The sequence below is a fragment of the Streptomyces sp. genome, from assembly GCF_019510245.1.
In the GTDB taxonomy this organism is placed as follows: domain Bacteria; phylum Actinomycetota; class Actinomycetes; order Streptomycetales; family Streptomycetaceae; genus Streptomyces.
Map to the genome: position 1 here is coordinate 57,521 of NZ_JAEKKT010000130.1, position 26,015 is coordinate 83,535.

A 26,015-nucleotide genomic window follows, 5' to 3' on the forward strand; every position below is an offset into this window, starting at 1 on the left:
CTGAGAGAAACGGCTCAGTCCACGACCTGGGGATCACGGAAGTAGTACACGACGGTCACACCCATACCCGGTGTGTGCGTGTACACGACCGTGATCGCCTCTGCCGAGTCCCGGGCGAGCGGGGTAGTGTACGTGTATTCCAGGGACGGAGGCCGCCACCCGGGGATCTCACGACCGGTCGCCGGGTCCCGGGCGATGGCGGCGAGCGCCTCCCGGACCACGTCCTGCTCCCCCTCCGTCAGGTCACCGAACGCCTTCCTCGCAGGCTCGGCCTCCTCCAACGGGACTTCGTTCACCCTCCGCCGCCTTCGACTCGCGCGTCTTCGAGAGCCGTCATGATCTCGGCCGAGTTCCTGATCAACACCCGGTGCCGGTAAGCCCGGACCACGGCCGCGGCACCGGCGAAGTCATTGGTCGGGGAAGCTCCTATGGCGGCCGCCAGCTCCGCTTCGAAGCGCTCGCGATCACCCGGGAAGCCATAGCGGCTGAGCGCGCTGCGCAGGTCGTCCACGGTCCGGATCTCCGGGAGGGGCATCGCTCCCCAGCCATGCTCGGGCTGTGCGCTCATGATCAGCTCCTGAGGGACGGACATCGCACCAGCTCCCAGTATGGCCCTGGTCACCACGCCACCGCCCCGGCTCCGCACTCGGCCCACATCAGCTTGCCACCCTTCGACGTGCCCAGCTCGCGGAACACCGACGCGCCCCAGGAGTCCGCGCGGGCCCGCACCAGGGGCAGGCCGCGGCCATGCTCGGCGTCGGGTGGGGTGGCGGGGCGGGGGCGGTCGAGAAGCCGGGCGGGACGTGCGGGTCCGTGTCCCATACCGTCACGCGGAGGCGGCCGTGGTCGGCGGCGCGGAGCCGGAGGGCGTACGGCCCCTTCGTGTGGCAGTGCGCGTTGGCCAGGAGTTCCGCTGCCACGAGTTCCGCGGTGGGGGTCAGCTCCGGCGTCCCGTGTGCGGCGAGGATCAGTCTCAGGGTGCCCCGCGCGATACCCGGTGCGCGTGGATCGTGCGGAAGCTGCAGGGTGTACGCCCAGGACGGGGATACGGTGGCCATGGGAAGTCTCCGGTCGCAGAGGGGGGTTCGACAGGTGCCTGGTGTCTGTGCCGTGGCGTCCCACGGTGCGCTTCCAGGCGGGGCGCCTGAGACGAAGATAGGGGCTTCGCAAAGCAGCTTTGCGGGCTTTCGAAGGATCTCGGCCTCATCTCCCTCGTGTGAGTGACAAGCTCGCTGTACGTCCGCTAGGAGGAAGCACTCATGACGCCACGGCCCGCGCCGACGGCCCGACGCGTCCGGCTAGCCACCGAGCTGCGCAAACTCCGGGAGCGGGCCGGCCTGACCTCGACCGAGGCGGCCCAGATGCTCGGTACCAGCTCGGGTCAACTCAGCAATGTGGAGTCCGCCAGGTTCGGAGTGAGTCCTGACCGCGTCCGGGCCATGGCCAACCTCTACTCATGCACGAACCAGCCCTACGTCGACGCCCTCGCCGACATGGCCGCGGAGAAGACACGCGGCTGGTGGTGGGAGACGTACCGCGAGGTGCTTCCCTCCGGACTACTCACCCTCGCCGAACTGGAACACCACGCGACAGCTGTCCGTACGGCCTTCACGGCTCACATCCCGGGCATGCTCCAGACCGCCGAGCACGCCCGGGAGATCTTCAGCAAGGCGATCCCGGCTCCCACCCCACCGGAAGTCGAGCACCGCGTCTCGCACCGCATCAAGCGCCAGGACGTGGTGTTCCGTGAGAACCCGAATTCGTACAGCACCGTCATCCACGAAGCCGCCCTGCACATGCGGGTGGGCGGCCGGAAGGTGGCCCGCGACCAGCTCAGGCACCTGATCAGCATGAGTCTGCGGGATCACATCACCCTGCGGGTACTTCCCTTCGACGTCGGAGCCTTCCCGGGATCAGGCCAGTCCATCAACTACCTGTGCGGGCCCGTGGCGGAGCTGGACACCGTACAACTCGACCAGTTCCACGGCCCCGTGCTTCTTGACGCCGAGGCGCACCTGGGGAAGTACCGGCGCCTCCTGGACGTCGTCGAAGCCATGGCCCTCAGCCCTGAGAAGTCCCGCGACCTGATGTACGCCATCATCCAGAACATGTGAGGAGTCAGCATGCCCACACACCCTTGGCGGAAGTCGTCCTACTGCCAAGAAGGAGAGGCCTGCGTCCACATATCCAACGGCCCCGCCCTCGTCCGCATAGCCGACGCCGACCCGCCCCGGAACGTCCTCACCGTCGGTGCCAAGGCCTTCGACGGCCTTCTCCACATGCTGAAGTCATCCGACGGACGGTGACCCCGCAGGCCGCCGAAAACGACGGCGGCCTGCGGGGCGCCCCCCTGCGTGGTCAGCGCACCGGCAGGGACCGGGTGTGCTCGATGCGGACGGCGTCCAGGTCCCGCGGGTTCAGGCCGAGCAGCCGCAGCATCGTCGGCGCGATCTGCGTGGTCCGCACCGGGGCGTTGACGCGCACGGCGTGCGGGGTGCCGGCGCCGTAGACGACGAGCGGCACGTCGCGGTCGTCGGCGGCTGCTCCGCCGTGCTCCGCGATCTTGCCCTTGCCGCCGGTGTAGACCACGCCGTACTGGCTGATGCCGAACACGTCGGGCACGCGCGAGTCGCCGGGCCGGGCGTGGAAGTACCGGGCGGCCTCCGTACCGGCGTACACGGTCTTCAGGCCGCTCGCCGTGAACGTCTTGGCGGCTCCGTCGATGCCGTTGCCGGTGCCGGACCGGGCGAGCAGGTAGGCCTTGGCGAACTCGGTGGCGGCCTGGGAACGGTCGTTGAGCCACAGCAGCATGGCGTCGTCGTCCACGGCGTGGGCGACCAGGTCACCGGCGCCGGGGTGGGCGGCCTTCCAGGCGGCGTTGAGCCCGTCGAGCAGCGGCCCGTCGTCGATGCGGGTCAGTGCCTTCGGGTCGGTGGGCGACTGGCCGTGCTTGGCGGACAGGATGACGGTCGTGCTGCCGTCGAGGCCCCGCTTGTGGATCTCGTCGAGGAACGCCCCGACCTCCTGGTCGACGAAGTCGAGGTTCTTCGCGAGCAGCGGGCCGGGGGTGCCGGGCGTGGTGTAACCGCCCGTCAGGCCGTCGGAGACCGGCAGCTTCTGGGCGGTGGACACGGACTGGAAGTTCATCCCGAAGACCGCCGGGACGCCGGTCCTGTGGGTGCCGCTGTGGTCGTGTCCGTCGATCTCGTTGAGGACCGCCTTCACCTTGTACGCGTCGTACTGCTCGGTGGCCGCGTTGTCCTTCGTCCAGTCCTGGCCGGCCGGGTAGCCGATGGCCTGGCTGTTGATCTCGGGCGCGAACAGGTCCTGGATGCCGTCGCCGGACGGCCCGTCGAGGATCTCGTAGGCGACGTGCTTGTCCGACCACGCGGTGCGCAGCCCCGCCTTGCGGGCGACGTCGAAGACCGTGTTCACCTTGAGGTAGGAGTGCGGGTAGACCGGCTTGCAGGTCTTCGGGTCGACGGGCAGCTTCGCCGGGTCGATGAGGCCGGCGGCGTCACCGGTCATGTTCAGGATGCTGCCGGGCAGGCCGGACAGGCCCTGGCCCGCGTCGATGGAGTTCTGGTCCTTGTCGAGGTCCTCGGTGAGGTCGACCTCGGCGCCCGGCCTGACGCCCGCGCAGTCGGTGGTGCCGGCCGGGAGCAGGGCGTTGCTGTAGGTGTCGTCGTAGTAGACGCCCGTGACACCCGGGTCACCGCCGGTCAACTGGCCCACCATGCCGGGGAAGGAGTCGGAGGGGACGGTGGTTCTGGCGTGGGTGTACTCCACACCGCCGCCGGCCAGGCGGGCGAGCGCGGAACGCGGGTGCCGGGCCACGTACCAGGCCAGGTCGGACTGGTGCAGGCCGTCGACCGACAGCAGCAGGACGTGCCGGGAGCGGGACGCGGGGGAGGCCCCGGCGGGACCTGCTGTCGCGGCGGTCAGACCGCCGACGGCGGCGAGCGCGGCGGCGGCCGCCGCGACGGGACGGAGGGGGTGTCGGAACACAGTGGTTCTCCTCGAAACTGTGCGGAGCTCGTGACCCTGCGGGTGACGCACCGACATTCGAGAAGGAGAACGTGTACGGAACCGGACCTGCGTGCCCGATTCTGTCAAAGAACGTCATGTCGGCACGCAAAGCCCACCGCGCGGGATCACGCACTCCGACGACCTGCAGCCCACCTCGGAAACAGAGGAACCATGTCCGACCGCAGATTCCGGATCACCACCGCCTTCCAGCGGCACGTCGCCAACCCGCTGACCCGTCTCATGCCCTTCCAGACGCTGCTGGAGACCACGGGCCGGGTCTCGGGGCAGCCCCGCCGGACCCCGCTGGGCGGGAAGCGGGTGGGGGACTCGTTCTGGCTGGTGTCGGAGTTCGGGACGAAGTCCCAGTACGTGCGGAACATCCAGGCCGATCCGCGGGTGCGGGTGCGGATCGGCGGGCGGTGGCACCACGGCACCGCCCACCTGCTGCCCGACGACGACCCGGTCGCCCGCCTGCGCACCCTGCCCAAGGGCAACAGCATGGCCGTGAAGGCCCTGGGCACACGGCTCCTGACGATCCGGGTCGACCTCACCGACTGAACGGGGGCACCCCGAACAGGAGCGCCCCGAAGGGGCGCTGGGGGTGCCCCCGGCCGGAGGCTGGGGGAGGAACTGCGCGACCAGCCCCAGCGGCGCCGCTGTCGGCTGACGGCAGAAGCCGGACGGCGAGGCGGCTTGTCTCGGCCCCCCAGCCTCGCGCTCAGCTCGCCTTGTAGAACGCGTACGTCGCCGAGTACGGCACCGACACCTGGTCGGTGCCGGTGCACGCGGCGGCCGGGGCCACGCCGCCCTCCGTGTCGAGGCGCTGGACGTACGTGACGCCCTCGAACGTCCCGGCGCCGCGGGTGGCCGTGGCCTTCAGGAGGAGTTCGGGGACGGCGCCGTCCTTGGGGGACGTGGCGACCGCGGAGGCGTTGACGGCGCTGCCGTCGACCGTGGAGACCCAGACCGGGCCACGGGAGTGCAGGGCGACCGGGCGGTGGGCGCGGTCCCGCTTGTCGGAGAGGGTGGCGGCGGGCTCCAGGAGCTTCCAGGCACCGTCGGTGCAGCTGTACGTCTGCACGCCGTGCGCGGAGTAGACGCCGGTCAGCTTGTTGCCGTCGGGCACGGCGAGCGCGGCGGGGGCGTGCACAGCCGGGAGGTGGGCGGGCCGCGCGGAGTAGGCCTGGACGGCGGTCGTACCCGCCAGGGTGGCGGCGGCCGCGGCGGCGACGGCCACGGTGGTCAGGGCGATTCTCTTGGCGAGCTTCATGGAGTGGGCTCCAGGGATGTCGTGCGTGTTCCGGGAAGGGAGAGCGGCCGGACATCGACGACTCGGAAACCGGCCGTCCCCCTTGTCGTGTCCGGACGCTACGGATCCGCCGCCCCTTCCGGAGCCGGTTTCACGATCTCTGCCCGCCCGGGACACCTCACCGATCCCCAAAGGGCAAGCCGAAGGCCCCGGTTGCCCCCTCACCCCGGCCAGACGATCGCCTGCACCTCGCTGTAGGCGTGCAGGGCGTACGAGCCCACGTCCCGGCCGACCCCGCTCTTCTTGAAGCCACCGAAGGGTGCCTCCATGTTGCGGCCCACCGTGTTGACGCCGACCCCGCCCGCCCGCAGCCGCCGCGCCACCCGGAAGGCCCGGGCCACGTCCCCGGACCAGACGTAGTCGATGAGGCCGAAGTCGGAGTCGTTGGCGAGGGCGATGCCCTCCTCCTCGTCGTCGAAGGGGACGACGGAGACGACGGGGCCGAAGATCTCCTCGCGGGCCACCCGCATGTCGTTCGTGCAGTCGGCGAGCAAGGTCGGCGTGACGTAGAAACCCCGGTCCAGCGGCGGGCGTTCGCCGCCCGTCACCACCGTCGCCCCTTCCTTCCGGCCGAGTTCGACGTACGACTCGACGCGCGACCGGTGTTCGGCGCTGATCACCGGGCCGACCACCGTGTCCGCAGCGGCCGGGTCCCCGACCCTCAACCGGTCGGCGTACGCGGCGAGTTCGGTCACCAGCCGGTCGTACAGCCCGCGCTGCACCAGCACCCGCGTCGGCGCCGTACAGATCTGCCCGCTGTAGAAGGAGAAGGTGGTGCCGATGCCCGCCACCGCCGAGCCGACGTCCGCGTCCTCGAAGACGACCGCCGCGCCCTTCCCGCCCAGCTCCATCAACTGCCGTTTCATGTCCCGCCCGCACACCTCGGCGATGCGCTGCCCGACGGCGGTGGAGCCGGTGAAGCTGACCATGTCGACGTCGGGGGAGGCCACGGCCGCCTCGCCGACACCGGTCGACCGCCCGGAGACGACGTTCACCACCCCGGCCGGCGCCCCCGCCGCCTCCAGGGCCTCCGCCATCCGGTAGACGGAGAGAGGGTCCTGCGGAGCGGGTTTCACCACCACGGTGTTGCCCATCGCCAGCGCCGGCGCAATCTTGCCCGCCGGGTTGGCCCACGGGTTGTTGTACGAGGTGATGCAGCTGACCACGCCGACCGGCTGGCGCACGGCGAGCGCGCCCATCACGCCCGCCCTTCCCATCGGGCCGGCCTCGTTGATCTGCGGCGGGATCGCCCACTCGGCCGGTTCGACGGTCGCGTACCGGCGGAACCGGGCCACGGCCACCCCCACCTGCATGGCGCGGGCGGTGCCGGTGGTCGCGCCCGTCTCGGCGCGGGCGAGGTCCGCGTACTCGACCAGCCGCCCGCGGATGAGGTCGGCGGCCCGCCCGAGCACCGCGGCCCGCTCCCCCGCCGGCGTCCGCGACCAGCCGTCGAAGGCCTCCCGGGCGGCCGCGCAGGCGGCCAGCACCTGGTCGCGGGAGGCCTCGGGGGCCCGGCCGACGGTCTCCTCCGTGGCCGGGTCGACGACCTCGTAGTACCCGTCGTCGGGAGCCACCCACCGGCCGCCGACGAACAGCCGCTGCCCGTCCGCGTCGCTCGCCTCGCTCACCGGGTGCTCACCGTCCTGGTGTCCCGCCCGGAGCGCAGCACCTTCCCCGGTACGGCCCCGCTCACCACGTCGTCCCGGATCGCCTCGACGCCGTTGACCCAGACCGCCCGCACGCCGATCGCCTTCGCGTCCAGGCGCGGACTGTCTCCCGGCAGGTCGTGCACCAGGGTGGCCTGGCCGGCGGCGATCCGCTCCGGGTCGAAGAGCACCAGGTCGGCATGGAAGCCCTCCGCGATCCGCCCCCGCTCCCGCAGCCCGAAGAGCCGGGCGGGATCGTCGGTCAGCATCTTCACCGCCTGTTCCAGGCCGACCAGCTTGCGGCCGCGCAGGCAGTCGCCGATGAACCGGGTGGTGTACGGGGCCCCGCACATCCGGTCCAGATGCGCCCCCGCGTCGGACCCGCCGAGCATGACGTCCTCGTGCTGCCAGGTCTCGGCGCGCAGTGCCCAGGAGGCCGGGTCGTTGTCGGTGGGCATGGGCCACAGGACGGTGCGGAGGTCGTCGGCGGCGCAGATCTCGACCAGGGTGTGGAAGGGGTCCTGGCCCCGCTCCTGTGCTATGTCACGCACCACCCGGCCGGACAGCCCGGCGTTCGCCTCGCTGTAGGTGTCCCCGATGACGTACCGCCCGAAGTTCGCGAGCCGCCGGAAGACCCCGGCCTCCTTGGACTGGGCGCGCGCCAGCATCTCGGCCCGTACGTCCGGATCGCGCAGCTTCTCGATCCGCTCGGGAACCGGCAGCCCGAGGACCGGACCCCACCCGGGGATGAGGTTCAGCGCGCAGAAGGTCCCGAGCGACATGTTCATGGGCGTGAGGATCGGCATGGTCAGCGCCACGACCCTGCCGCCCGCCTTCCGGGCCCGCTCGCTCGCCTGGAGCTGCCGCGGCACCCGCTCCGGCACGGCGGCGTCCACGGTCAGCACGTTCCAGTTCAGGGGCCGCCCGGCCACCGCGCTCATCTCGGCGAACAGTTCGATCTCGGCGTCGCTGAACTGGTCGAGGCACCCGGCGACGATCGCCTCGATCTGCGTCCCCTCGTGCTCCCCCACGGCCCGCGACAGCGCGAGCAGCTCCGCGGGGAGCGCGTGCCGGGACGCGACCGGCTGCCCGTCCCCGTCCGAGTGCGTGCCGGACTGGGTGGTGGAGAACCCCCACGCCCCCGCGTCCATGGCCTCGTGCAGCAGCCGCACGATCTCCCCGAGCTGCTCCTCGCTCGGCTGCCCGCCCACCGCGTCCGCCCCCATCACGTACCGGCGCAGCGCACAGTGCCCCACCATGAACCCGGCGTTGACGGCGATCCGCCCCTCCAGCGCGTCCAGGTACTCCCCGAACGAGCTCCAGCTCCAGGGCGCCCCCTCCTCCAGCGCGACCAGCGACATCCCCTCGACCTTGGACATCATGCGGCGCGTGTAGTCGGCGTCCTCGGGACGCCCCGGGTTCAGGGGCGCGAGGGTGAAGCCGCAGTTCCCGGCGGCGACGGTCGTCACCCCGTGGTTCAGGGAGGGGGTCGCGTACGGGTCCCAGAAGAGCTGGGCGTCGTAGTGCGTGTGCGGATCGACGAACCCGGGCGCGAGCACGAGCCCCGTGGCGTCCTCGCTGGTCCGGGATTCCTCGGTGACGGTGCCGATGACGGCGATACGACCGTCACGGATACCGACGTCGGCGACGACAGCGGGCACTCCGGTCCCGTCGACAACCGTCGCCCCTTTGATGACGTGATCGAGCATTGACCTTGCCTCCTCAGCATGCGCTGCGGTGACGGACCTGTCTTTCAGGGGCGCTGGGGGTACCCCCGGCCGAAGGCTGGGGGAGGAACTGCGCGACCAGCCACAACCCACCCGCACCCGCCGACGCGCCCTCAAGCCCCCTGACGGAACCGCGTCGTCCGATGCACAGGGTCCGTGTCGATCTTCGGAATCACGTGCTCCCCGATCAACCTGATCGTCTGCAGCGTCTCCTCCTTCGGCACCCCCACCGGCAACCCGAAGCTCAGCTGATCCGCCCCGGCCTGCTCCCACCGCTTGCACTGCCGCAGCACCTCGTCGGGATCGCCGCAGATCAGCAGCTCCTCCTCGACCAGCAGCTCCACGAACTCCGGCGTGTACTCGGGCAGCGTCTCCGGCCACTCCGGGAACCCCTCGGGCCGCGGGAACGTGTCGTGGTACCGGAACACCAGTGAGGGGAGGTAGTGCAGCCCCCCGGACGCCGCGATCCGGATCGCCTCGTCGTGCGTGGGCGCGCAGATCGCGGTCGTGGTCACCATCACGTTGTCGTTGACGAAGTCCCCGACCGGCTCGGCGTTCACGATCGCCGTCTTGTACTGCTCAAGCACCCACTCCATGTCGGAGACCTTCTGGATGCTGAACCCGAGCACCCCGAGCCCCTTCTTCGCGGCCATGGCGTACGACGGCGGGGACCCGGCCGCGTACCACATCGCCGGGTGGGACTTCCCGTACGGCTTCGGCAGCACCTTGCGCGGCGGCAGCTGCCAGTGCTTGCCCTGGAAGCCGACGTACTCGTCCTGGAGCCACATCTTGGGGAACTCCGCGATCGTCTCCTCCCAGATCTCCTTGGTGTAGTTCATGTCGGTCACACCGGGGATGAACCCGAGGATCTCGTGGGAGCCGGCGCCGCGTCCGCTGCCGAACTCGAAGCGGTTGCCGCTGAGATGGTCGAGCATGGCGACCTTCTCGGCGACCTTCACCGGGTGGTTGACCTGGGCGAGGGGGTTGAAGATCCCCGAGCCGAGGTGGATCCGCTCGGTGGCGTGGGCCAGGTAGCCCAGGTAGACGTCGTTGGCGGACAGGTGGGAGTACTCGTCGAGGAAGTGGTGCTCGGAGGCCCAGGCGTACTTGAAGCCGGACTGGTCCGCCTGGATGACGTACTCGGTCTCCTCCATCAGTGCCTTGTGCTCGGCCAGCGGGTCGGTCTCGGCTCGCTTGCCCACGTATCCCTGTACAAAGAGCCCGAATTCCAAGGCGGTTCACCGTCCCATATTTCCTGACGCTCCGTCAGATACCGTTCGTTGGCCGACTGTCGCACCGGCCGCCTCCACCGTCAATAGCTGACGAGCCGTCAGATGACGCTGACCCCCGCCAGCCACCCCCCGTCGATCACGAACGGCTGCCCGGTGATGTACGACGAGTCGTCCGAGGTCAGGAAGAGTGCCAGCCTGGCCACCTCCTCCGCCCGCCCGATCCGGCCCAGCGGCACGAGCTTGCGGTACAGCTCGTCCAGCGCGCGGCTCATCTCGGCGGGGTCCGCGGTGGGGTCGAGCCGGGCCGGGTTGGACATCGCGGTGTCGATGGCACCGGGGCAGATCGCGTTGACGCGGATCCGCCGGGCTGCCAGTTCCAGCGCGGCGACCCGGGTGAGGCCCAGCACCGCATGCTTGGTGGCGGCGTAGGTGCCGACCGCCGCCATCCCGGTCAGTGCGGTGTAGGAGGCCGTGTTGACGATGGTCCCGCCGTCGTCCAGTTCGGGCGCCACCGTCTTCATGCCGAGGAAGCAGCCGACCTGGTTGACCTGCACGACCTGCATGAACTCGTCGAGGGGCGTGTCCACGAGCGCGTTGAAGCGCAGGATGCCGGCGTTGTTCACCAGGCCGTCGAGGCGGCCGTACGCCCGCTTCGCGGCGGCGACGGCGGCCTGCCACTCCGCCTCCACCCCCACGTCCAGGTGGACGTAGGCCGCCCCGATCTCCTTGGCGAGGGCCTCGCCCAGGTCGTCCAGCACATCGGCGACGACGACTTTCGCGCCCTCCGCGACGAAGAGCCGCGCCTCCTGCTCGCCCTGCCCGCGCGCCGCCCCGGTGACGATGACGACCCGCCCGTCCAGCTTGCCCATGCCACTCCCTCAGGTGAGTAGGGGCGCGACATCCGCCCCGAACGCCTCGATCTGGTCGATGAGTTCGGCCCGGCTCCGGCTGCGGAACCGCACCTGGACCTGGTGCACGCCCATCGCGCCGTACGCCCGCAGGGACTCGGCGAGGGCCTCGGGGGCACCGCTGAGGGTGCGGCGGCCGACCTCCCAGCCGGGGGTGCCGACGTACAGCGGTTCGGTGATCGCGCCGACGGTGATCGGCTCCTCGACGCCGGCGTCCGCGCGCAGCCGCAGCAGCCGTCCGATCTGGGCCGGGAGCCGGTCCCGCGGGTCGCCCTGCGGCAGCCAGCCGTCGCCCTTGAGCGCGGCCCGGCGGACGGCCGCGGGCGAGGACCCGCCGACCCACACCGGCACCCGCTCCTGCGCGGGACGGGGCCGCTGCCCGAGCCCCTCGAAGTCGTAGAACTTCCCGTGATGGGACGGGAACTCGTCCGCCCCGAGCGCGGCCCGCAACGCGTCGATCGCCTCGTCGAGGACCGCGCCGCGCTGCCCGAAGTCCACCCCCAGCACCTCGAACTCCTCCCGCACGTGCCCGGCGCCGACACCGAGGATCAGGCGGCCGCCGGAGAGGTGGTCGAGGGTCGCGTACTGCTTGGCGGAGAGCAGGGGGTGGCGCAGGCCCACCACGGCGACATGGCTGAGCAGCCGCACCCGCTCGGTCACCGCCGCCAGGTGGGCGAGGGTGGCCACCGGGTCGTACCAGACCGTGCTCATGGCCTCGGCCAGCCGGTGCGGGATCGCCACGTGGTCGCAGACGGCGAGGTAGGCGAAGCCGGCCCGGTCGACGGCGCGCGCGATCTCGACCAGGTCCGCGGCACCGGCCCCGGCCTCCCAGCCCTCGGCATAGAGGGTCGACTGGGACTGGACGGGGAGCTGGATGCCGTGGTCGAGACTCACCGGGGACCGCCCCACAGCCCCTGGGGAGTCAGCCCCAGCAGCTCGATCGCGTTGCCGCGGACGATCCGCTCGACCGCGTCCGGCGCCAGGTGCCCCATCTGCGCCTCGCCGACCTCCCTGGACTTCGGCCAGGTGGAGTCGGAGTGCGGGTAGTCGGTCTCGTACAGGACGTTGCCGAGGCCGATGGCGTCGAGGTTCCTCAGGCCGAAGGCGTCGTCGAAGAAGCAGCCGTAGACGTGCTCGGCGAAGAGTTCGGAGGGCGGGCGGGTGACCTTGTCGGCGACGCCGCCCCAGGCGCGGTTCTCCTCCCAGACGACGTCGGCGCGCTCCAGGATGTAGGGGATCCAGCCGATCTGGCCCTCCGCGTACATCACCTTCAGGTTCGGGAAGCGCTCGAACTTGCCGCTCATCAGCCAGTCGACCATCGAGAAGCAGCAGTTGGCGAAGGTGATGGTGGAGCCGACGGCCGGCGGGGCGTCGGCGGAGGTGGAGGGCATCCTGCTGCTGGAGCCGATGTGCATGGCGACGACCGTGCCGGTCTCGTCACAGGCAGCGAGGAAGGGGTCCCAGTCGTCGGTGTGGACGGAGGGCAGCCCCAGGTGCGGGGGTATCTCGGAGAAGGCGACCGCGCGGACCCCGCGGGCCGCGTTGCGGCGGACCTCGGCGGCGGCCAGCCCGGCGTCCCAGAGGGGGATGAGGGTGAGGGGTATCAGGCGCCCCCGGGCGAGCGGGCCGCACCACTCCTCCACCATCCAGTCGTTGTAGGCCTGGACGCAGAGCAGGGCCAGCTCGCGGTCCTGGGCCTCGGTGAAGGTCTGCCCGCAGAAGCGGGGGAAGGTCGGGAAGCAGAGCGCGGACTGGACGTGGTTGACGTCCATGTCGGCGAGCCGCTCCGGCACGTCGTAGGACCCCGCCCGCATCTGCTCGTACGTGATCACTTCGAGCTTGATCTCGTCGCGGGAGTAGCCGACGGCGGTGTCGAGGCGGGTGAGGGGGCGGTGCAGGTCCTCGTAGATCCACCAGTCGCCGACGGGGCCGTCCTCGCCCGGCTCGCCCATCACCGGCTTGAACCTGCCGCCGAGGAAGCTCATTTCCCTCAGCGGGGCCCGGACTGTGCGCGGGCCGACGTCCAGGTACTTCTTCGGGAGGCGGGACTGCCAGACGTCCGGCGGCTCCACGGTGTGGTCGTCGACGGAGATGATCAGCGGAAGGGTGCCGTCCTGGGTGTCCATGGCGCTCACGGTAGCGCCGATCTGACGAACCGTCAGCTAGGGATGACGGTTCGTCAGCCGGTCGCGCTGCACCCGGTGTGCGCCTTCGCCGAACCCGGCGCGGAGGGGCCGGTCCGCCCGCGGAATCGTTCCGCCGGGAATCAGGCCTGCTGACGGCGGCCGCCGCCGTGTGAAGACTGTGTGGACCACCGCGTGTCGCCCTGTGATCGGTGTCTCCCCCGGCTGACGTGACCCGCCCGGACAAGGCAGACTGACGGGGTGAAGCGGGATGTCTAGGGGGACGGGCATGGACGGTGGACCGCGGGTGCCGGAGCAGCGGCGCGCCTCCTCCTCGGCGGAGGCTGCGGCGTTGCGCTTCAGTGTGCTCGGTCCGGTGCGCGCCTGGCGCGCCGGGGAACCGCTCAACACCGGCTCTCCGCAGCAACGTGCGCTGCTCGCCGCCCTGTTGCTGCGCGAGGGCCGGACGGCGACCGCGGCGGAACTGATCGACGCGCTGTGGGGGCCCGAGCCGCCGTCGCAGGCCCTGGCGGCGGTGCGCACGTACGCGTCCCGGCTGCGCAAGGTCCTGGACCCCGGGGTACTGGTCAGCGAGTCCGGCGGGTACGCGGTACGCGGGCTGGGCGAGGGCGCCCTGGACGTGGCGGCCGCACAGGATCTGGCGGCGGAGGCGGAGAAGGCGCGCGGCGCCGGGGACCTGGGTCAGGCCCGGGAGGCGCTGAACCGGGCGCTCACCCTGTGGGACGGCGAACCACTGGCCGGGGTGCCGGGCCCGTACGCCGACGCCCAGCGGACCCGGCTGGAGGAGTGGCGCCTCCAACTCCTCGAATCCCGCCTGGACATGGACCTGGAGCAGGGCTGCCACGCGGAGGCGGTGTCGGAGCTGACGGCCCTCACCGCGGCGCACCCGCTCCGCGAGCGCCTCCGCGAACTCCTCATGCTCGCCCTGTACCGCAGCGGCCGCCAGGCGGAGGCCCTCGCGGTGTACGCGGACACCCGCCGTCTGCTCGCCGAGGAACTCGGCGTCGACCCTCGCCCGGGGCTGCGCGAACTGCAACAGCGCATCCTCCAGGCGGACCCGAACCTGGCGGAACCCTCGGCCCCCGCGGCGGAACCCGCCGCCGTCCGGGTCCGTCCCGCCCAACTCCCGGCCACCGTGCCCGACTTCACGGGCCGCGCCGCCTTCGTCACCGAGCTGAGCGAGGTGCTGGCGTCGGCCGAGGGCCGGGTGATGGCCGTATCGGCGCTCGCGGGCATCGGAGGCGTGGGGAAGACGACCCTCGCCGTCCATGTGGCCCACCAGGCCCGGTCCGCCTTCCCCGACGGCCAGTTGTACGTGGACCTCCAGGGCGCGGGCCCGCGGGCGGCCGAGCCGGAGACGGTACTCGGGTCCTTCCTGCGCGCCCTCGGCACGCCGGACGCGTCCATCCCCGACTCCCTGGAGGAGCGTTCGGCGCTGTACCGCTCGGTCCTGGACGGCCGCCGGGTCCTCGTCCTCCTCGACAACGCGAAGGACGCGGCCCAGGTACGCCCCCTGCTCCCCGGCACGGAGGGCTGCGCGGCCCTGGTCACCGCCCGGGTACGGATGGTGGACCTGGCCGGGGCGCACCTGGTGGACCTGGACGTGATGTCCCCCGACGAGGCGCTGCAGCTGTTCACGAAGATCGTCGGTGCGGAACGGGTCGCCGCCGAGCGCGAGGCGGCCCTCGACGTGGTGGCGGCCTGCGGCTTCCTCCCGCTCGCCATCCGCATCGCCGCCTCCCGCCTGGCGGCCCGCCGCACCTGGACGGTCTCCGTACTCGCCGCCAAGCTCGCCGACGAACGCCGCCGCCTGGACGAACTCCAGGCCGGCGACCTCGCGGTGAAGGCGACGTTCGAACTGGGCTACGGCCAGCTGGAACCGGCCCAGGCACGGGCGTTCCGCCTGCTGGGCCTGGCGGACGGCCCGGACATCTCCCTGGCGGCGGCCGCGGCGATCCTCGCCCTCCCCGCGGAGGACACCGAGGACCTCCTGGAGTCCCTGGTCGACACCTCCCTGCTGGAGTCGGCGGCTCCCGGGCGCTACCGCCTGCACGACTTGGTCCGGCTCTACGCGCGTGCGTGCGCGGAACGCGACGAAGAGCCCCCCGGGGAGAGGGAGGCGGCCATGTCCCGCCTCCTGGACTTCTACCTGGCCACGGCGGCGGGGGTGTACGCGATCGAGCGGCCGGGAGACCGGCTGGTGGACCACCTGGAGGCCACCGAGTACCCGGGTCTGGTCTTCCAGGACCGGCACCAGGCGCAGGACTGGCTCTACGCGGAGGCGGTGTCCCTGCTGGCCTGCGTCCGCCAATCGACGGCGCCCGGTCTGCTGCGGCGGGCTGTGGACCTGCTGTGGGCAGCCGTCGACCTGACCGAGTCGGGGTCCAACTCCAGGGAGTACGAGGCGACGGCCACCTGCATGCGGGACGCGGCACGCGCCGCGGCGGACCTGCGCACGGAGGGCCGCGCACTCGTCACCCTGGCCAACGGTCACCATCTGATCGGCCGCTTCGAGCTGGCGAACGAGCAGGCGATCGAGGCGGTCCGGCTCTCGGCCCTGGCCGGTGACCCGCTGCCCGGCTGCTGGGCGTCGAACATGCTCGGCATCATCGCGATCTACCACAACCGGCTGGAGGACGGCGAGGCCCATTTGACCCGCGCCATCGACAGCTTCCGCGCCTGCGGGGACGTGCCCGGCGAGGCCAGCGCGCTCTGCAACCTCTCCCGGATCCGCCTGGCGATGGGACAGACCGCGAGCGCTGTCCGTCTCGCACAGCAGGGCACGGCCATGTACGACGCCATGGGGCACGCGCTGAAGGGTGCCAACGGCCGTTACGCACTGGGCCTCGCCCTCACCAGGGCCGGGCAGTACGAGCAGGCCGCCGACAGTCTCCAGGAGGCTCTGGAGGTGTTCCGGGACTGCCGGATGCGGCTGTGGGAGGGGATGTCCCTGTTCCGGCTCGCCGAACTCGACCTGTCGGCCGCGCGGCCCGCGCAGGCCGCGACCAACGCCGAGTCGGCTCTCACCCTGCTGCGCGGCATCGGCGGGGAGTGGCGGCGCGGGAACGTACTCACGGTCCTCGGACAGGCACTGAGCCGGATCGGGCACTCCGGCCGGGCGACGGTCTGCTGGCGCGACGCCCTCGCCATCTTCGAAGGGCTCGGGGCCGCCGAGGCCGAGGAAGTCAGGTCCCTGCTCAAGGCGGGTGCCGTCACCTGAGCCGAGTGCCCGGGTCCGGCGCGCGGCGGGCGTTCATCGTTCGTTTATCGCGCGAGGGCACTCTCGTCGTGTCGATCCGTCGCGTCGGGGGGCAGGCGGTTCGACCAGAGGTCGCACCCTTAAGGTGTAGCGGCCCGGATGCGTCCGCCCGGCGGCCCTACGGGGGAGTCGCCGGGTGGACGTTCCTGCCCACAGCGTCAAAAGCATTCAGGGGAGCGAGCGATGAGCGACGAGACGAAGACCACAGAGGCCCAGGCCTCCGAGATCACCACGCTGAACAGCCACGCCACCAGCGAGCCCTTGAACGTCACGACGCTCAACAGCCACGCCACCAGCGAGCCGCTGAACAGCCATGCCACGAGCGAGCCGGTGAGCGTCACCACGCTCGCGGCGGACGACGACACCACCGTCATGCCCGACAACTCGCACGCGACGGACGAGAAGGGCTGACCCGAACCACACCTGGACGGGGACGGCCGCGGCGGCGCGGAGGGGGAGCCGCCGCGGCCGGGGTGTGTCGAGGAGGGGTCCGGGTCGACTTCCCTCGTCTGACCGCGAGACCGGGACTGGCGCGAGGCGCCGACCACGGCGTTCCGCGGGTCTCACGCCCTTGTGCAACCCCCGGGGTCTCCCGGCGGTCCCTGTGGGCATGAAGAGAGCGTATGGCATGGGTGCCGTCCTGCTTCTGCTGCTGTCGGCCTGCGGTTCGGGCGGGTCGGAGGAAAGCCCGGCACGTCATCCGGGGGTTCGGTCCGACTTCGACGGGGACGGGTACGGCGATCTCGTGGTCGGTGACACGACGTCGACCGTGAACGGGAAGTACGCGGCCGGGTTCGCGGCCGTCCTGCGAGGGTCCGCGCGGGGCCCTCGGCTCGAGGAGCCTCGGGTCGTCACCCAGAACGATCTGGGGTTGGGCAAGGCGGGCGAGGGCGGCGCATTCGGCAGCCCCGACACGAGCGTGACCGCCGACCTCGACGGGGACGGGCGGGCCGACTTCGTCACCCAGGCGGGCCGGAAGACGGTCTTCGTCGTCTGGGGGAGCGACAAGGGGCTGACCGGTGCCGCGGCCCGGCTGGCGGGATCGGCGCCCCTCGCGGGCGACGTCGACGGCGACGGACACACCGATCTCGTGGTCGGTACGGGTAAGGACAACGCCGTACGGATCCTCCTGGGCCCCTTCAGCCGCCAGGGCACACCGCGCCGTACCGTCTCTCTCGACCTGACGCCGAGCGACCCGGAGTATCCCGTCGCGGTTCCCGCCGCACTGGGGGACGTCACGGGAGACGGCAAGGACGATCTCCTGGTCAGCTGGTCCATCCTGGCGGACTATGCGCCCGTCGCCCGCGCCACCGTCGTGTACCGGGGCGCCGCCGACGGGAAGCTGGTCAAGGGGCCGCGGCTGGAGGGCGGCTTCTACGGTTCGACGCTCACGACGGCGGACGTGAACCACGACGGTTACGCCGACGTCGTGGCGGGCCTGCCCTGCGAGATGCTCGGCGATTCGATGGTCCCCGTGGGCGGCAGCCGGCTGATGATTCTCTACGGCGGGACGCTGAAGACCTCACGCATCACCGGGGACACCGCGGGCCTGCCGGTGAAGGGACCCTTCATGCCCTGCACGTTCGGCAGCGCGCCGGCGGTCGGGGACGTGGACGGCGACGGATACACCGATGTGGCGTTCTCGGTCGTGCCCAGGACGGGGCCGGGGGAGGTCATCCTGCTGAGAGGGAGTGCCGGAGGGCTGACCACCGAGGGGGCGCGGGCCGTGCCCGGCGGCTCGGCCGTACTGCTCGACGCCTACGGCAGCCGGGCGGCCGAGCTGGTCGTCACGGGTCAGGAGGGGATCCAGGTGTGGCGCGGCGGATCCCGGCTGCTCTCGTTCAAGGAGACCGACCTCGACCTCGGACCGGAGATATCGCGCAGAGGGCGCGGCCTCTCGCCGGTCGGATGACCTGCGGATGACGACGGGACTCCGGGATCGTGAGGGTCTGCGGCCGGCTGCCGCCCCATCCGCACCGGAGGTCGGCCCGGCTTGACGCCCTGCGACAAAAGCGGCTCCAGCCGGGCTCCTCGTGCCCCTAGCCCCACCCCCGCAGCTCCCCCTTCACCACCTTCCCGCTCGCGTTGCGCGGCAGTTCCGTCACGAACTCGACCGTGCGCGGCACCTTGTAGTTCGCCATCTCGCGGCGGGCCCAGGCGATCAGGTCGTCGGACGTCAGTACCGCGCCCGCCCGCCGTACCACGAACGCCTTGCCGACCTCGCCGAGCCGCCCGTCCGGTACGCCGATCACCGCGACGTCCGCCACCTCCGGGTGCAGGCCCAGCAGTTGCTCTATCTCCGCGGGGTAGGCGTTGAAGCCGCCGACGATGAACATGTCCTTGAGGCGGTCGGTGATGCGGAGGTTGCCCGCCGGGTCCAGGACGCCGACGTCGCCGGTGCGCAGCCAGCTGTCCGGCGTCAGGGCCTCGGCCGTCGCCGCCGGGTCCTCGAAGTAGCCGCGCATGACGTTGAAGCCGCGGACCAGCACCTCCCCGGCCTCGTCCACCCGCACCTCGGTGCCGGGTATCGCACGCCCCGACGTCGACGCGATCACCGTCGGGTCGTCGCCCCGGCGGCACATCGTCACGATCCCGCTGGCCTCGGAGAGGCCGTAGGCGGTGAGGACCGTCTCGACGCCGAGTTCGCCGCGCAGCCGCTCGACGAGGAGGAGGGGTACGACGGCCGCGCCCGTCACCACCAGGCGCAGGGCGGAGAGGTCGTGGGCGTCCCGCGCCGGGTGGTCCAGGAGGGACTGGTGGAGGGTCGGCGGGCCGGGCAGTACGGACACCCGCTCCGCCGCCACGTTGGCCAGCACCGTCGCCACGTTGAAGACCGGCTGCGGGATCATCGTCGCCCCGCGCATCAGGCACGCGATCACCCCGGCCTTGTAGCCGAAGGTGTGGAAGAAGGGGTTGACGATCAGGTAGCGGTCGCCGGTGCGCAGGCCCGCCAGGTCCGCCCAGATCTCGTACGCCCGCAGGGTCTGGGCGTGGGTGATCATCGCGCCCTTGGGGCGGCCGGTCGTACCGGACGTGAAGACGATGTCGGAGAGGCAGGACCCGTCCAGCCCGGCCGACCGCGCGGCGACTTCACCGGCACCGACCCCCTCCCCGGCCGCCAGGAAGTCCTTCCAGGTGCGGAAGCCGACCGGCGCGTCCTCCGACAGCACCACCACGTCCCGCAGGGCGGGCAGCCCCGGCAGCGGCCCCGGGCCGTCCCCGGCCCCCTCCCCGGCCGCCCGCCGCAGCGACGCCACGTACGACGTCCCGAGGAACGTCCCCGTCACGAACAGCAGCCGGGCCCCGCTCCTGCGCAGCACGTCCGCCGCCTCGGTGCCCTTGAAGCGGGTGTTCAGCGGGACCAGCACCCCGCCGGCCGACACCGCGCCCAGCGCCGCGACGATCCAGTCCAGGGAGTTCGGGGCCCAGATACCCACACGGTCCCCCGTCTCCACGCCGGCGGCCAGGCAGGCGGCCGCCGCCCGTTCCACCCGGGCGCCCAGCTCGGCGTACGAGATCCGGGTGCGGCCGTCCACCACCGCCTCCACCTCCGCGTACCGCTTCGCCGCCGACCGCACCAGCCCCGGAACGGTCCCCCACTCCATGTCACCGCGCACAACCGGCCTCCCCGGACGTATAGCTGACTGCCCGTCAGATTAGCTGTAGCCTGACGACCTGTCAGCAGATGGCGACAGCCGTGGAGGTGCGGGCACATGGCCGGTCTCAGAGGCGTCAAGGACGCCACCGCCGTCGTCGGGATCGGGCAGACCCCCTTCGCCAAACGGCTCGACGAGGACGAGAAGACCCTCGCCTGCCGGGCCGTCCTCGCCGCCCTCGACGACGCCGGGATCGCGCCGAGCGAGGTCGACGCCCTCGCCTCCTTCACCATGGAGGAGACCGACGAGGTGGAGCTGGCCAAGGCGGTCGGCTTCGGCGACCTGACCTTCTTCAGCAAGGTGGGCTACGGCGGGGGCGGCTCCTGCGCCACCGTCGCGCACCTGGCCGCCGCGATAGCGAGCGGGCAGGCCACGGTCGGCGTCGCCTGGCGGTCCCGGAAGCGGGGCAGCGGGCCCCGCCCCTGGACCAACACCACCGTCCAGCTCCCGACCCCCGCCCAGTGGACCCGCCCCTTCGGCCTGCTGCGGCCCGCCGACGAGATAGCCATGCTCACGCGCCGCTACATGCACGAGTACGGCGCGACCCGCGACCACCTCTTCAACGTCGCCCTCGCCTGCCGCAACCGCGCCAACCAGAACCCGGCCGCCGTGATGTACGACCGCCCCCTCACCCGCGAGATGTACATGACCTCCCGGTGGATCAGCGAGCCCCTCTGCCTCTTCGACAACTGCCTGGAGACGGACGGCGCGCTGGCCTGTGTGGTGGTGAGCAGGGAGCGGGCCAGGGACTGCCGGCGCAGGCCCGTCCACATCCACGCGGCCGCCCAGGGCCTCCCCGCCCAGCACCACGGCATGGTCAACTACTGGAACGACGACCCCCTCACCGGCCCCGCCTGGACCGCAGCCCGCCACCTGTGGAAGCACGCCGACCTCACCCCCGACGACGTCGACGTCGCCCAGATCTACGACGCCTTCACCGCTCTGATCCCGCTCTCCCTGGAGGGCTACGGCTTCTGCGGGCGCGGGGAGGGCGGGGCCTTCACCGAGCAGGGCGCCCTGGAGATCGGCGGGCGGCTGCCCGTCAACACCGGTGGCGGGGGCCTCAGCGAGGCCTACGTGCACGGGTTCAACCTCATCACCGAGGGCGTCAAGCAGCTGCGCGGCACCAGTACCGCCCAGGTGCCGGGCGCCGCCACCTGCCTGGTCACCGCGGGCGAGGGCGTCCCGACCTCCGCCCTCCTCCTCACCAACCGGAGCTGACATGCTGCGACCGGTCACCGACACCGACGGCGCCCCCTTCTGGGAGTACGCGGCCCGCGGCGAACTCCGTGTGCAGGCCTGCGCCGACTGCGGCGAACCCCGCTTCCCGCCCCGCCCCTGCTGCCCGCACTGCCAGTCCTTCGCGAGCGAGTGGCGGCCGACGAGCGGGCGGGGCCGGATCTGGTCGTACGTCGTCCCGCACCCGCCGCTGCTGCCTGAGTACGCGGCCCAGGCGCCGTACAACGTGGTGGTCGTGGAACTCGACGACGCGCCCCGGGTACGGATGGTGGGCAACGTGGTGAGCGAAGCCGGGGCGCCGCTCGACTCCCTGCCCCCGGACCGGATCCGGATCGGCGCCCGGGTGCAGGCGGTGTTCGCGGACGGTCTGCCCCAGTGGATCCTGGAGCGGCCGTGAGCCTGCGGCTGGAGGCGGACAAGGCAAGCGGGGTCGCCGTCGTCACCCTCGACCGGCCCGAGCGGCTCAACGCCATCGACCTCGCGACGGCCGGCGAACTCTCGGCCACCTGGCGGGCGTTGCGCTTCGACGACACCGTGCGGGCCGTCGTGCTCACCGGGGCCGGCGGGCGCGCCTTCAGCACCGGGCTCGACCGGGACGCCGTCGTGCCGCAGCCGTCCTCGCCGTACAGCCAGGACGATCCGCTGATCGCCGTCGGGCCGAAGTCGAACGACCTGTGGAAGCCGGTGATCGCCGCGGTGGCCGGGATGGCCTGCGGAGGTGCCTTCTACCTCCTCGGCGAGTGCGACTTCGTCGTCGCCGACGAGACCGCGGCCTTCTTCGACCCGCACACCTCCTACGGCATGGTCAGCGCATACGAGTCGGTGCTGATGGCGCAGCGGATGCCGTACGGGGAGGTGGCCCGGATGGTGCTCATGGGCAACGCCGAACGGGTGGGGGTGCGCAGGGCGTACGAGCTGGGGCTGGTGTCCGAAGTGACGGCCGCCGGGGAGGCGTTGGCGGCGGCCGTGCGGTGCGCGACCGTCATCGCCGGATATCCGGCGGAGGGGGTGCAGGGCAGCGTGCGGGCGCTGTGGGCGGCGAAGGGGGCGGACCGGGAGCGGGGGTGGGCCGAGGCCCCGCACCTGATCACGCTGGGCAACCTGCCCGGCGAACGGCAGGCGGAGCTGTTCGCCGACCGGGCGCGTACGGCGCCGCGCACCCGCTGAACCGCCGCGACGGCCGTCCCGGGGGTGCCGATGCAGTTCGGCTGCGGGTGCGTCGTGGCTTGTCGCGCAGTTCCCCGCGCCCCTAAAAGAAGTGGCGCGGCAGTGCGCCCCTTCAGGGGCGCGGGGAACTGCGCGATCAGCCCCCGCGGCGCCGCAGTGCTCCCGCGACGCGCACCGCCACGGCGCTCATGCAGTGCGGGCCGTCCCCGTGCCCTTCTCGGCGTCCAGCGCATACACGCACCGGTCCTTGCTGCACGCGTACACCACCCCGTCCCGCACCACCGGCGACCCGGTGATCTCCCCGCCGGTGGCCAGCTTCCACCGCAGCCGCCCGTCGTCGGCCTTCAGCGTGTACAACAGGTGGTCCGTCGAACCGAAGTGGATGCGGCCCTCGGCCACCGCCGGGGCGCCCACGACGTCGCCGCCCGCCTGGAACCGCCACTTGGGGGTGCCGGTGACCGCGTCCAGGGTGTACAGCCCCTTGCCACTGCCGACGTGCACGTGGCCGGCGGCGACGAGCACCGGCTCGATCGAGGCGCGGGCCTCCGTCGCGATGCGCCAGCGGTCGCGGCCGTCGGTGGCGTCGAGGGCGTAGACGGTGCCGAGGTAGTCCGCGAGGTAGATGCCGCCGCCGGTGACGGCGGGGCCGGGGACGTGGGCGGGCGGGGAGAGGAAGACGGCCGGCGCCTCGAAGTGCCAGCGGACACGGCCGCTCGCGGTGTCGAGGGCGATGACGCGGGTGCCCGCGGAGGCGTACACGAAGCCGTCGTCGGCGTGGGTGAGACGGACCGGGACGCCGCCGCAGGAGGCCGCGTCGCCGATGGGGTAGGACCAGCGTTCGTCGCCGGTACGGGCGTCCAGCGCCCGCAGGCGCGCGTCCTGCCAGACGTAGACGGTGCCGTCGTGGAGGGAGGGGCCGGACTCGGGGGCCTCGAAGTCGGTCTGGGCGCCGGACAGCTCCCAGAGCTTCTGCCCGTTGGAGGCCTCCCAGGCCTGGACGCCGCCGCCCCGGGTGCCGGTGACGAGGGTGCCGCGGTCGGCCTTGAGCGAGTACACCCAGGCGTCGGTGGACAGCCGCCACAGGTCGCCGCCCTCACGGGCCTCCAGGGCGAACAGGGTGGGGCCGTCGGAGGCGTGGACACGGCCGTCCGCGACGGCCATGGACCAGGCGACGTCCCGCGTCTTGAAGCGCCGGCGGCCGGTGGCCACGTCGAGGGCGTGCACCTCGAAGGAGGTGACGTAGACGAGGTCGCCGTCGACGGACGGGGTGCCCCAGACGTCGTTGGACATCCGGAACCGCCAGGGCCGCCAGCCCGAGGCCGTCTCCGGCGGCAGGGCGGGGACCGCCGGCGCGGCCGGGTCGGCGCCGTTGACGCCGGGGTGCGGGCGGGACCAGCTGGCCACCAGGCCGGCCTCGGGCGGCGGGGCCTTCACGGCGGCCGCGCGGGCGTCGGCGACCCGCGGGCCGGGGCCGATCGGCACCGGGGCGCCGGCGAGGCGGACCGGACCGGCGTCGGGAGCGCCCACCGGCACGGGAGCGGGGACCACGGGGTCGTAGGAGGGCGGCGGGGGGACCGCGAGGCGGCCGGCGCTGCGGGCGCCGGCCGGGCCTGCGGAGGGTTTCACGGCGGGGCGGCCGCCGCGGCGGGACTCGATCAGCCCGACCGCCTTCTCGGGCAGCCACGCGGACGCCGTACCGCTGTCGTCGGAGCCGGAGCCGAACAGGTGGGGGGCGAGCTGGGCCTGGAGGTCGGCCGGGTTGGGGCGGGCGGTGGCCTCCATCTGCATGCAGGACTCGATGAGGGGGCGCAGCTCGTCCGGGAGGCCTTCCAGGTCCGGGCCCTCGCGCAGCAGCATGAAGACGGTCTCGACCGGGTTGGCGCCGTGGAAGGGCGGGTGGCCGGTGGCGGCGAAGACGAGCATGGAGCCGAGGGAGAAGACGTCGCTCGCGCCGGTGACGCTGCGGGAGTCCTTGGCCTGCTCCGGGGACATGTAGGCGGGGGTGCCGACCGCGACGTTCGTCATCGTCAGCCGGGTGTTCGAGACACCGGAGGCGATGCCGAAGTCGATCACCCGGGGTCCGTCCTCGACGACGAGGACGTTGGACGGCTTGAGGTCGCGGTGGACCAGTCCGGCGCCGTGGATCGACTGGAGCGCCTCGGCGACGCCCGCGGCGAGCCAGCGGACCGCCTGGGCCGGGAGCGGCCCGCAGTCGTTCACTATCTCCTCGAGGGAGGGCGCCGGCACGTAGGCGGTCGCGAGCCACGGCACCGCGGCGCGCGGGTCGGCGTCGACGACGGCCGCCGTGTAGAAGCCGGAGACCGCGCGGGCCGCCTCCACCTCGCGGGTGAAGCGGACCCGGAACAGCTGGTCCTCGGCGAGCTCGGTCCGTACCGTCTTGATCGCCACGCGCCGCCCGGACGCCGAGCGCGCCAGATAGACCAGCCCCATGCCGCCGGCCCCCAGCCGTCCCAGCACCTCGAACGGCCCGATCCGCCGCGGATCGTGCTGCGTCAGCTGATCCACCACTTGCCTGCCACCTCCCCGTACGGGCCCCGTCCACCCACATATGTACGCGACCCCGTGCAGCGTCTCACCACCGCACCGCCGTGGCGGCACGCACCCCGATTCTTCCTGGCCCGGGCACAGGTTGCGAACCCGGCGACGAATCGGGGTGTCTCGTGACAAAGTGAGACATTTGTCCGCCGAGAGCCGCCCGTTTCCGGCCTCAGCGTTCCAGCAGCGCGAAGAACGCCCCTTGATTGTCGGTCACGACGGCCACTTTTCCGTACGACGTCTCGAAGGGCGGCGTCTGGACCCGGCCGCCCAGCTGCCGCACGGCCACGGCCGCGGCCGCCACGTCCCCGGTGCGGAAGTGGACGACGAACTGGGACGGCATCCCGGCCGCGAACACCTCGGTCACCGGGGCCCGGCCGAAGTCCGGGGCGGCGCCGGCACCGAAGAGCGCGCCGGTGAAGAGGCCGCCGTAGAAGGTGTTGGCCGCTTCGATGTCGTTGGTGTAGAGCTGCGCCCAGGTGAAGGTGCCGGGGGCGTGCCGGACGCCGAAGCCGGGGTGGGCCGCGGCCTGCCAGAGGCCGAAGACGGCGCCCGTGGGGTCGGCGGCCAGGGCCGCGGTGCCGAGGTCGCGGACGGGCACGGGGTCGTTGACGATCTGCCCGCCGGCGGCCACGATCCGGCGGGCGAGGTCCCGGATGTCGGGGGCCGCGAAGTACACCGTCCAGACGGTGGGCATCCGGCCGTCCCGCTTCCGCGCCAGCCTGGCGACGGCGGCGCCGCCCAGCCGGGCCCACACGGCCTGCGGACCGGCGTCCTCGAAGGTCCACCCGAAGAGCCCGCCGTAGAACCGCTTGCCCGCCTCGACGTCGGAGAGCTGCACGTCCACCCAGCAGGGGACGCCCTCCGCGTATCCGGATGCCCTGTTTTCGGCCATGTCGTCAAAGTAACGGTGCCGCACGCACCCCGCAGGACCAGGCGCACCCGCCCCCTGGACCGCGCGCACCCCATTTGCAGTCGGCCGAATCGCGCTCCGATCACCCCTGGGTAAGCTGACGGCATGACAGGACAAGTGCGTACCGTCGACGGCCGCGTGGCCGGCCGGCGTGGGCAGGCGACCCGGCAGAAGCTGCTCGACTGCCTCAGCGAGATGCTCAGCTCCTCCCCTTACCGGGACGTCAAGGT

General features: G+C 72.2%; 23 protein-coding genes and 1 pseudogene. 10 read left to right on the top strand and 14 right to left on the bottom strand.

What is annotated here, in order from left to right; translation table 11 throughout:
• Positions 1–14 precede the first annotated feature (14 nt).
• From JF597_RS17000 to JF597_RS55565, 3 genes are read right to left on the bottom strand one after another with little or no spacing between them, the layout of a single operon-like run.
• Positions 15–296: a hypothetical protein gene (locus JF597_RS17000; protein ID WP_293995246.1), complete on the bottom strand. Its 282-nt coding sequence runs from the start codon at positions 294–296 to the stop codon at positions 15–17.
• A complete protein-coding gene (locus JF597_RS17005; protein ID WP_293995249.1) occupies positions 293–568 on the bottom strand; it encodes a hypothetical protein in 276 nt (91 codons plus the stop codon). The genes JF597_RS17000 and JF597_RS17005 overlap by 4 nt, the downstream gene beginning before the upstream one ends.
• A gap of 50 nt (positions 569–618) precedes the next feature.
• Positions 619–822: a hypothetical protein gene (locus JF597_RS55565; RefSeq protein ID WP_366916410.1), complete on the bottom strand. Its 204-nt coding sequence runs from the start codon at positions 820–822 to the stop codon at positions 619–621.
• Positions 823–1,259: 437 nt separating this feature from the next.
• On the opposite strand from JF597_RS55565, the gene JF597_RS17015 reads away from it, so the two are divergent.
• Positions 1,260–2,114, top strand: a complete 855-nt coding sequence (locus JF597_RS17015) for a Scr1 family TA system antitoxin-like transcriptional regulator (protein WP_293995251.1) — start codon at positions 1,260–1,262, stop codon at positions 2,112–2,114.
• Between the two features lie 9 nt (positions 2,115–2,123).
• Positions 2,124–2,306: a DUF397 domain-containing protein gene (locus JF597_RS17020; protein ID WP_293995253.1), complete on the top strand. Its 183-nt coding sequence runs from the start codon at positions 2,124–2,126 to the stop codon at positions 2,304–2,306.
• A 52-nt stretch (positions 2,307–2,358) separates the two neighbouring features.
• On the opposite strand, the gene JF597_RS17025 is transcribed toward JF597_RS17020, so the two are convergent.
• Complete coding sequence (locus JF597_RS17025) at positions 2,359–4,008, bottom strand: alkaline phosphatase family protein (RefSeq protein WP_293995255.1); 1,650 nt, start codon at positions 4,006–4,008, stop codon at positions 2,359–2,361.
• A 192-nt stretch (positions 4,009–4,200) separates the two neighbouring features.
• Between JF597_RS17025 and JF597_RS17030 the strand changes: the two genes are divergently transcribed.
• Positions 4,201–4,587, top strand: a complete 387-nt coding sequence (locus JF597_RS17030; RefSeq protein WP_293995257.1) for a nitroreductase/quinone reductase family protein — start codon at positions 4,201–4,203, stop codon at positions 4,585–4,587.
• A 160-nt stretch (positions 4,588–4,747) separates the two neighbouring features.
• Here JF597_RS17030 and JF597_RS17035 read toward each other — a convergent pair whose 3' ends face one another.
• The 7 genes from JF597_RS17035 to JF597_RS17065 all read right to left on the bottom strand — a co-directional run bounded on the left by JF597_RS17035 (position 4,748) and on the right by JF597_RS17065 (position 12,977).
• Positions 4,748–5,299 (bottom strand): DUF3455 domain-containing protein, encoded by a 552-nt coding sequence (locus tag JF597_RS17035; RefSeq protein WP_293995259.1) that lies wholly within the window; start codon positions 5,297–5,299, stop codon positions 4,748–4,750.
• 200 nt (positions 5,300–5,499) lie between these two features.
• Entirely contained in the window at positions 5,500–6,966 is a 1,467-nt protein-coding gene (locus tag JF597_RS17040; protein WP_293995261.1) for an aldehyde dehydrogenase family protein, read from the bottom strand.
• Positions 6,963–8,741 (bottom strand): D-aminoacylase, encoded by a 1,779-nt coding sequence (locus JF597_RS17045; protein WP_293995311.1) that lies wholly within the window; start codon positions 8,739–8,741, stop codon positions 6,963–6,965. The genes JF597_RS17040 and JF597_RS17045 overlap by 4 nt, the downstream gene beginning before the upstream one ends.
• An 83-nt stretch (positions 8,742–8,824) precedes the next feature.
• Positions 8,825–9,943, bottom strand: a complete 1,119-nt coding sequence (locus JF597_RS17050) for an LLM class flavin-dependent oxidoreductase (protein WP_366916411.1) — start codon at positions 9,941–9,943, stop codon at positions 8,825–8,827.
• Positions 9,944–10,041: 98 nt separating this feature from the next.
• Complete coding sequence (locus tag JF597_RS17055) at positions 10,042–10,812, bottom strand: SDR family oxidoreductase (protein WP_293995267.1); 771 nt, start codon at positions 10,810–10,812, stop codon at positions 10,042–10,044.
• A 9-nt stretch (positions 10,813–10,821) separates the two neighbouring features.
• Positions 10,822–11,745, bottom strand: a complete 924-nt coding sequence (locus JF597_RS17060; protein WP_293995270.1) for an LLM class F420-dependent oxidoreductase — start codon at positions 11,743–11,745, stop codon at positions 10,822–10,824.
• Positions 11,742–12,977 (bottom strand): amidohydrolase family protein, encoded by a 1,236-nt coding sequence (locus tag JF597_RS17065; RefSeq protein WP_293995273.1) that lies wholly within the window; start codon positions 12,975–12,977, stop codon positions 11,742–11,744. Before JF597_RS17065 ends, JF597_RS17060 begins: the two co-directional genes overlap by 4 nt.
• Before the next feature lie 286 nt (positions 12,978–13,263).
• Here JF597_RS17065 and JF597_RS17070 point away from each other — a divergent pair, with 286 nt between their 5' ends.
• From JF597_RS17070 to JF597_RS17080, 3 genes are all read left to right on the top strand, one after another.
• On the top strand, positions 13,264–16,215 hold the full coding sequence (locus JF597_RS17070; RefSeq protein WP_293995276.1) for a BTAD domain-containing putative transcriptional regulator: 2,952 nt from the start codon (positions 13,264–13,266) through the stop codon (positions 16,213–16,215).
• Between the two features lie 222 nt (positions 16,216–16,437).
• A complete protein-coding gene (locus JF597_RS17075; protein ID WP_293995278.1) occupies positions 16,438–16,665 on the top strand; it encodes a hypothetical protein in 228 nt (75 codons plus the stop codon).
• 199 nt (positions 16,666–16,864) lie between these two features.
• Positions 16,865–18,166: a VCBS repeat-containing protein gene (locus tag JF597_RS17080; protein ID WP_293995281.1), complete on the top strand. Its 1,302-nt coding sequence runs from the start codon at positions 16,865–16,867 to the stop codon at positions 18,164–18,166.
• Between the two features lie 127 nt (positions 18,167–18,293).
• Here JF597_RS17080 and JF597_RS17085 read toward each other — a convergent pair whose 3' ends face one another.
• On the bottom strand, positions 18,294–19,871 hold the full coding sequence (locus JF597_RS17085; RefSeq protein WP_293995284.1) for a FadD3 family acyl-CoA ligase: 1,578 nt from the start codon (positions 19,869–19,871) through the stop codon (positions 18,294–18,296).
• Between the two features lie 96 nt (positions 19,872–19,967).
• Here JF597_RS17085 and JF597_RS17090 point away from each other — a divergent pair, with 96 nt between their 5' ends.
• Genes JF597_RS17090 through JF597_RS17100 form a run of 3 tightly spaced genes read left to right on the top strand, consistent with a single transcriptional unit; the run spans position 19,968 to position 22,316 of the window.
• On the top strand, positions 19,968–21,131 hold the full coding sequence (locus JF597_RS17090; protein ID WP_293995287.1) for a lipid-transfer protein: 1,164 nt from the start codon (positions 19,968–19,970) through the stop codon (positions 21,129–21,131).
• Position 21,132: 1 nt separating this feature from the next.
• Positions 21,133–21,546: an OB-fold domain-containing protein gene (locus tag JF597_RS17095; protein ID WP_293995291.1), complete on the top strand. Its 414-nt coding sequence runs from the start codon at positions 21,133–21,135 to the stop codon at positions 21,544–21,546.
• Positions 21,543–22,316: an enoyl-CoA hydratase/isomerase family protein gene (locus tag JF597_RS17100; protein ID WP_293995294.1), complete on the top strand. Its 774-nt coding sequence runs from the start codon at positions 21,543–21,545 to the stop codon at positions 22,314–22,316. Before JF597_RS17095 ends, JF597_RS17100 begins: the two co-directional genes overlap by 4 nt.
• Positions 22,317–22,502: 186 nt before the next feature.
• On the opposite strand, the gene JF597_RS17105 is transcribed toward JF597_RS17100, so the two are convergent.
• Both JF597_RS17105 and JF597_RS17110 read right to left on the bottom strand, forming a co-directional pair.
• Positions 22,503–24,845 carry a serine/threonine-protein kinase gene (locus tag JF597_RS17105; RefSeq protein ID WP_293995297.1) on the bottom strand — a complete coding sequence of 781 codons (2,343 nt, stop codon included), beginning with the start codon at positions 24,843–24,845 and terminating at the stop codon, positions 22,503–22,505.
• Positions 24,846–25,044: 199 nt separating this feature from the next.
• Complete coding sequence (locus JF597_RS17110) at positions 25,045–25,767, bottom strand: VOC family protein (protein ID WP_293995300.1); 723 nt, start codon at positions 25,765–25,767, stop codon at positions 25,045–25,047.
• A gap of 123 nt (positions 25,768–25,890) precedes the next feature.
• Between JF597_RS17110 and JF597_RS17115 the strand changes: the two are divergent.
• Positions 25,891–26,015: pseudogene (locus JF597_RS17115) on the top strand (TetR/AcrR family transcriptional regulator); the annotation flags it as partial.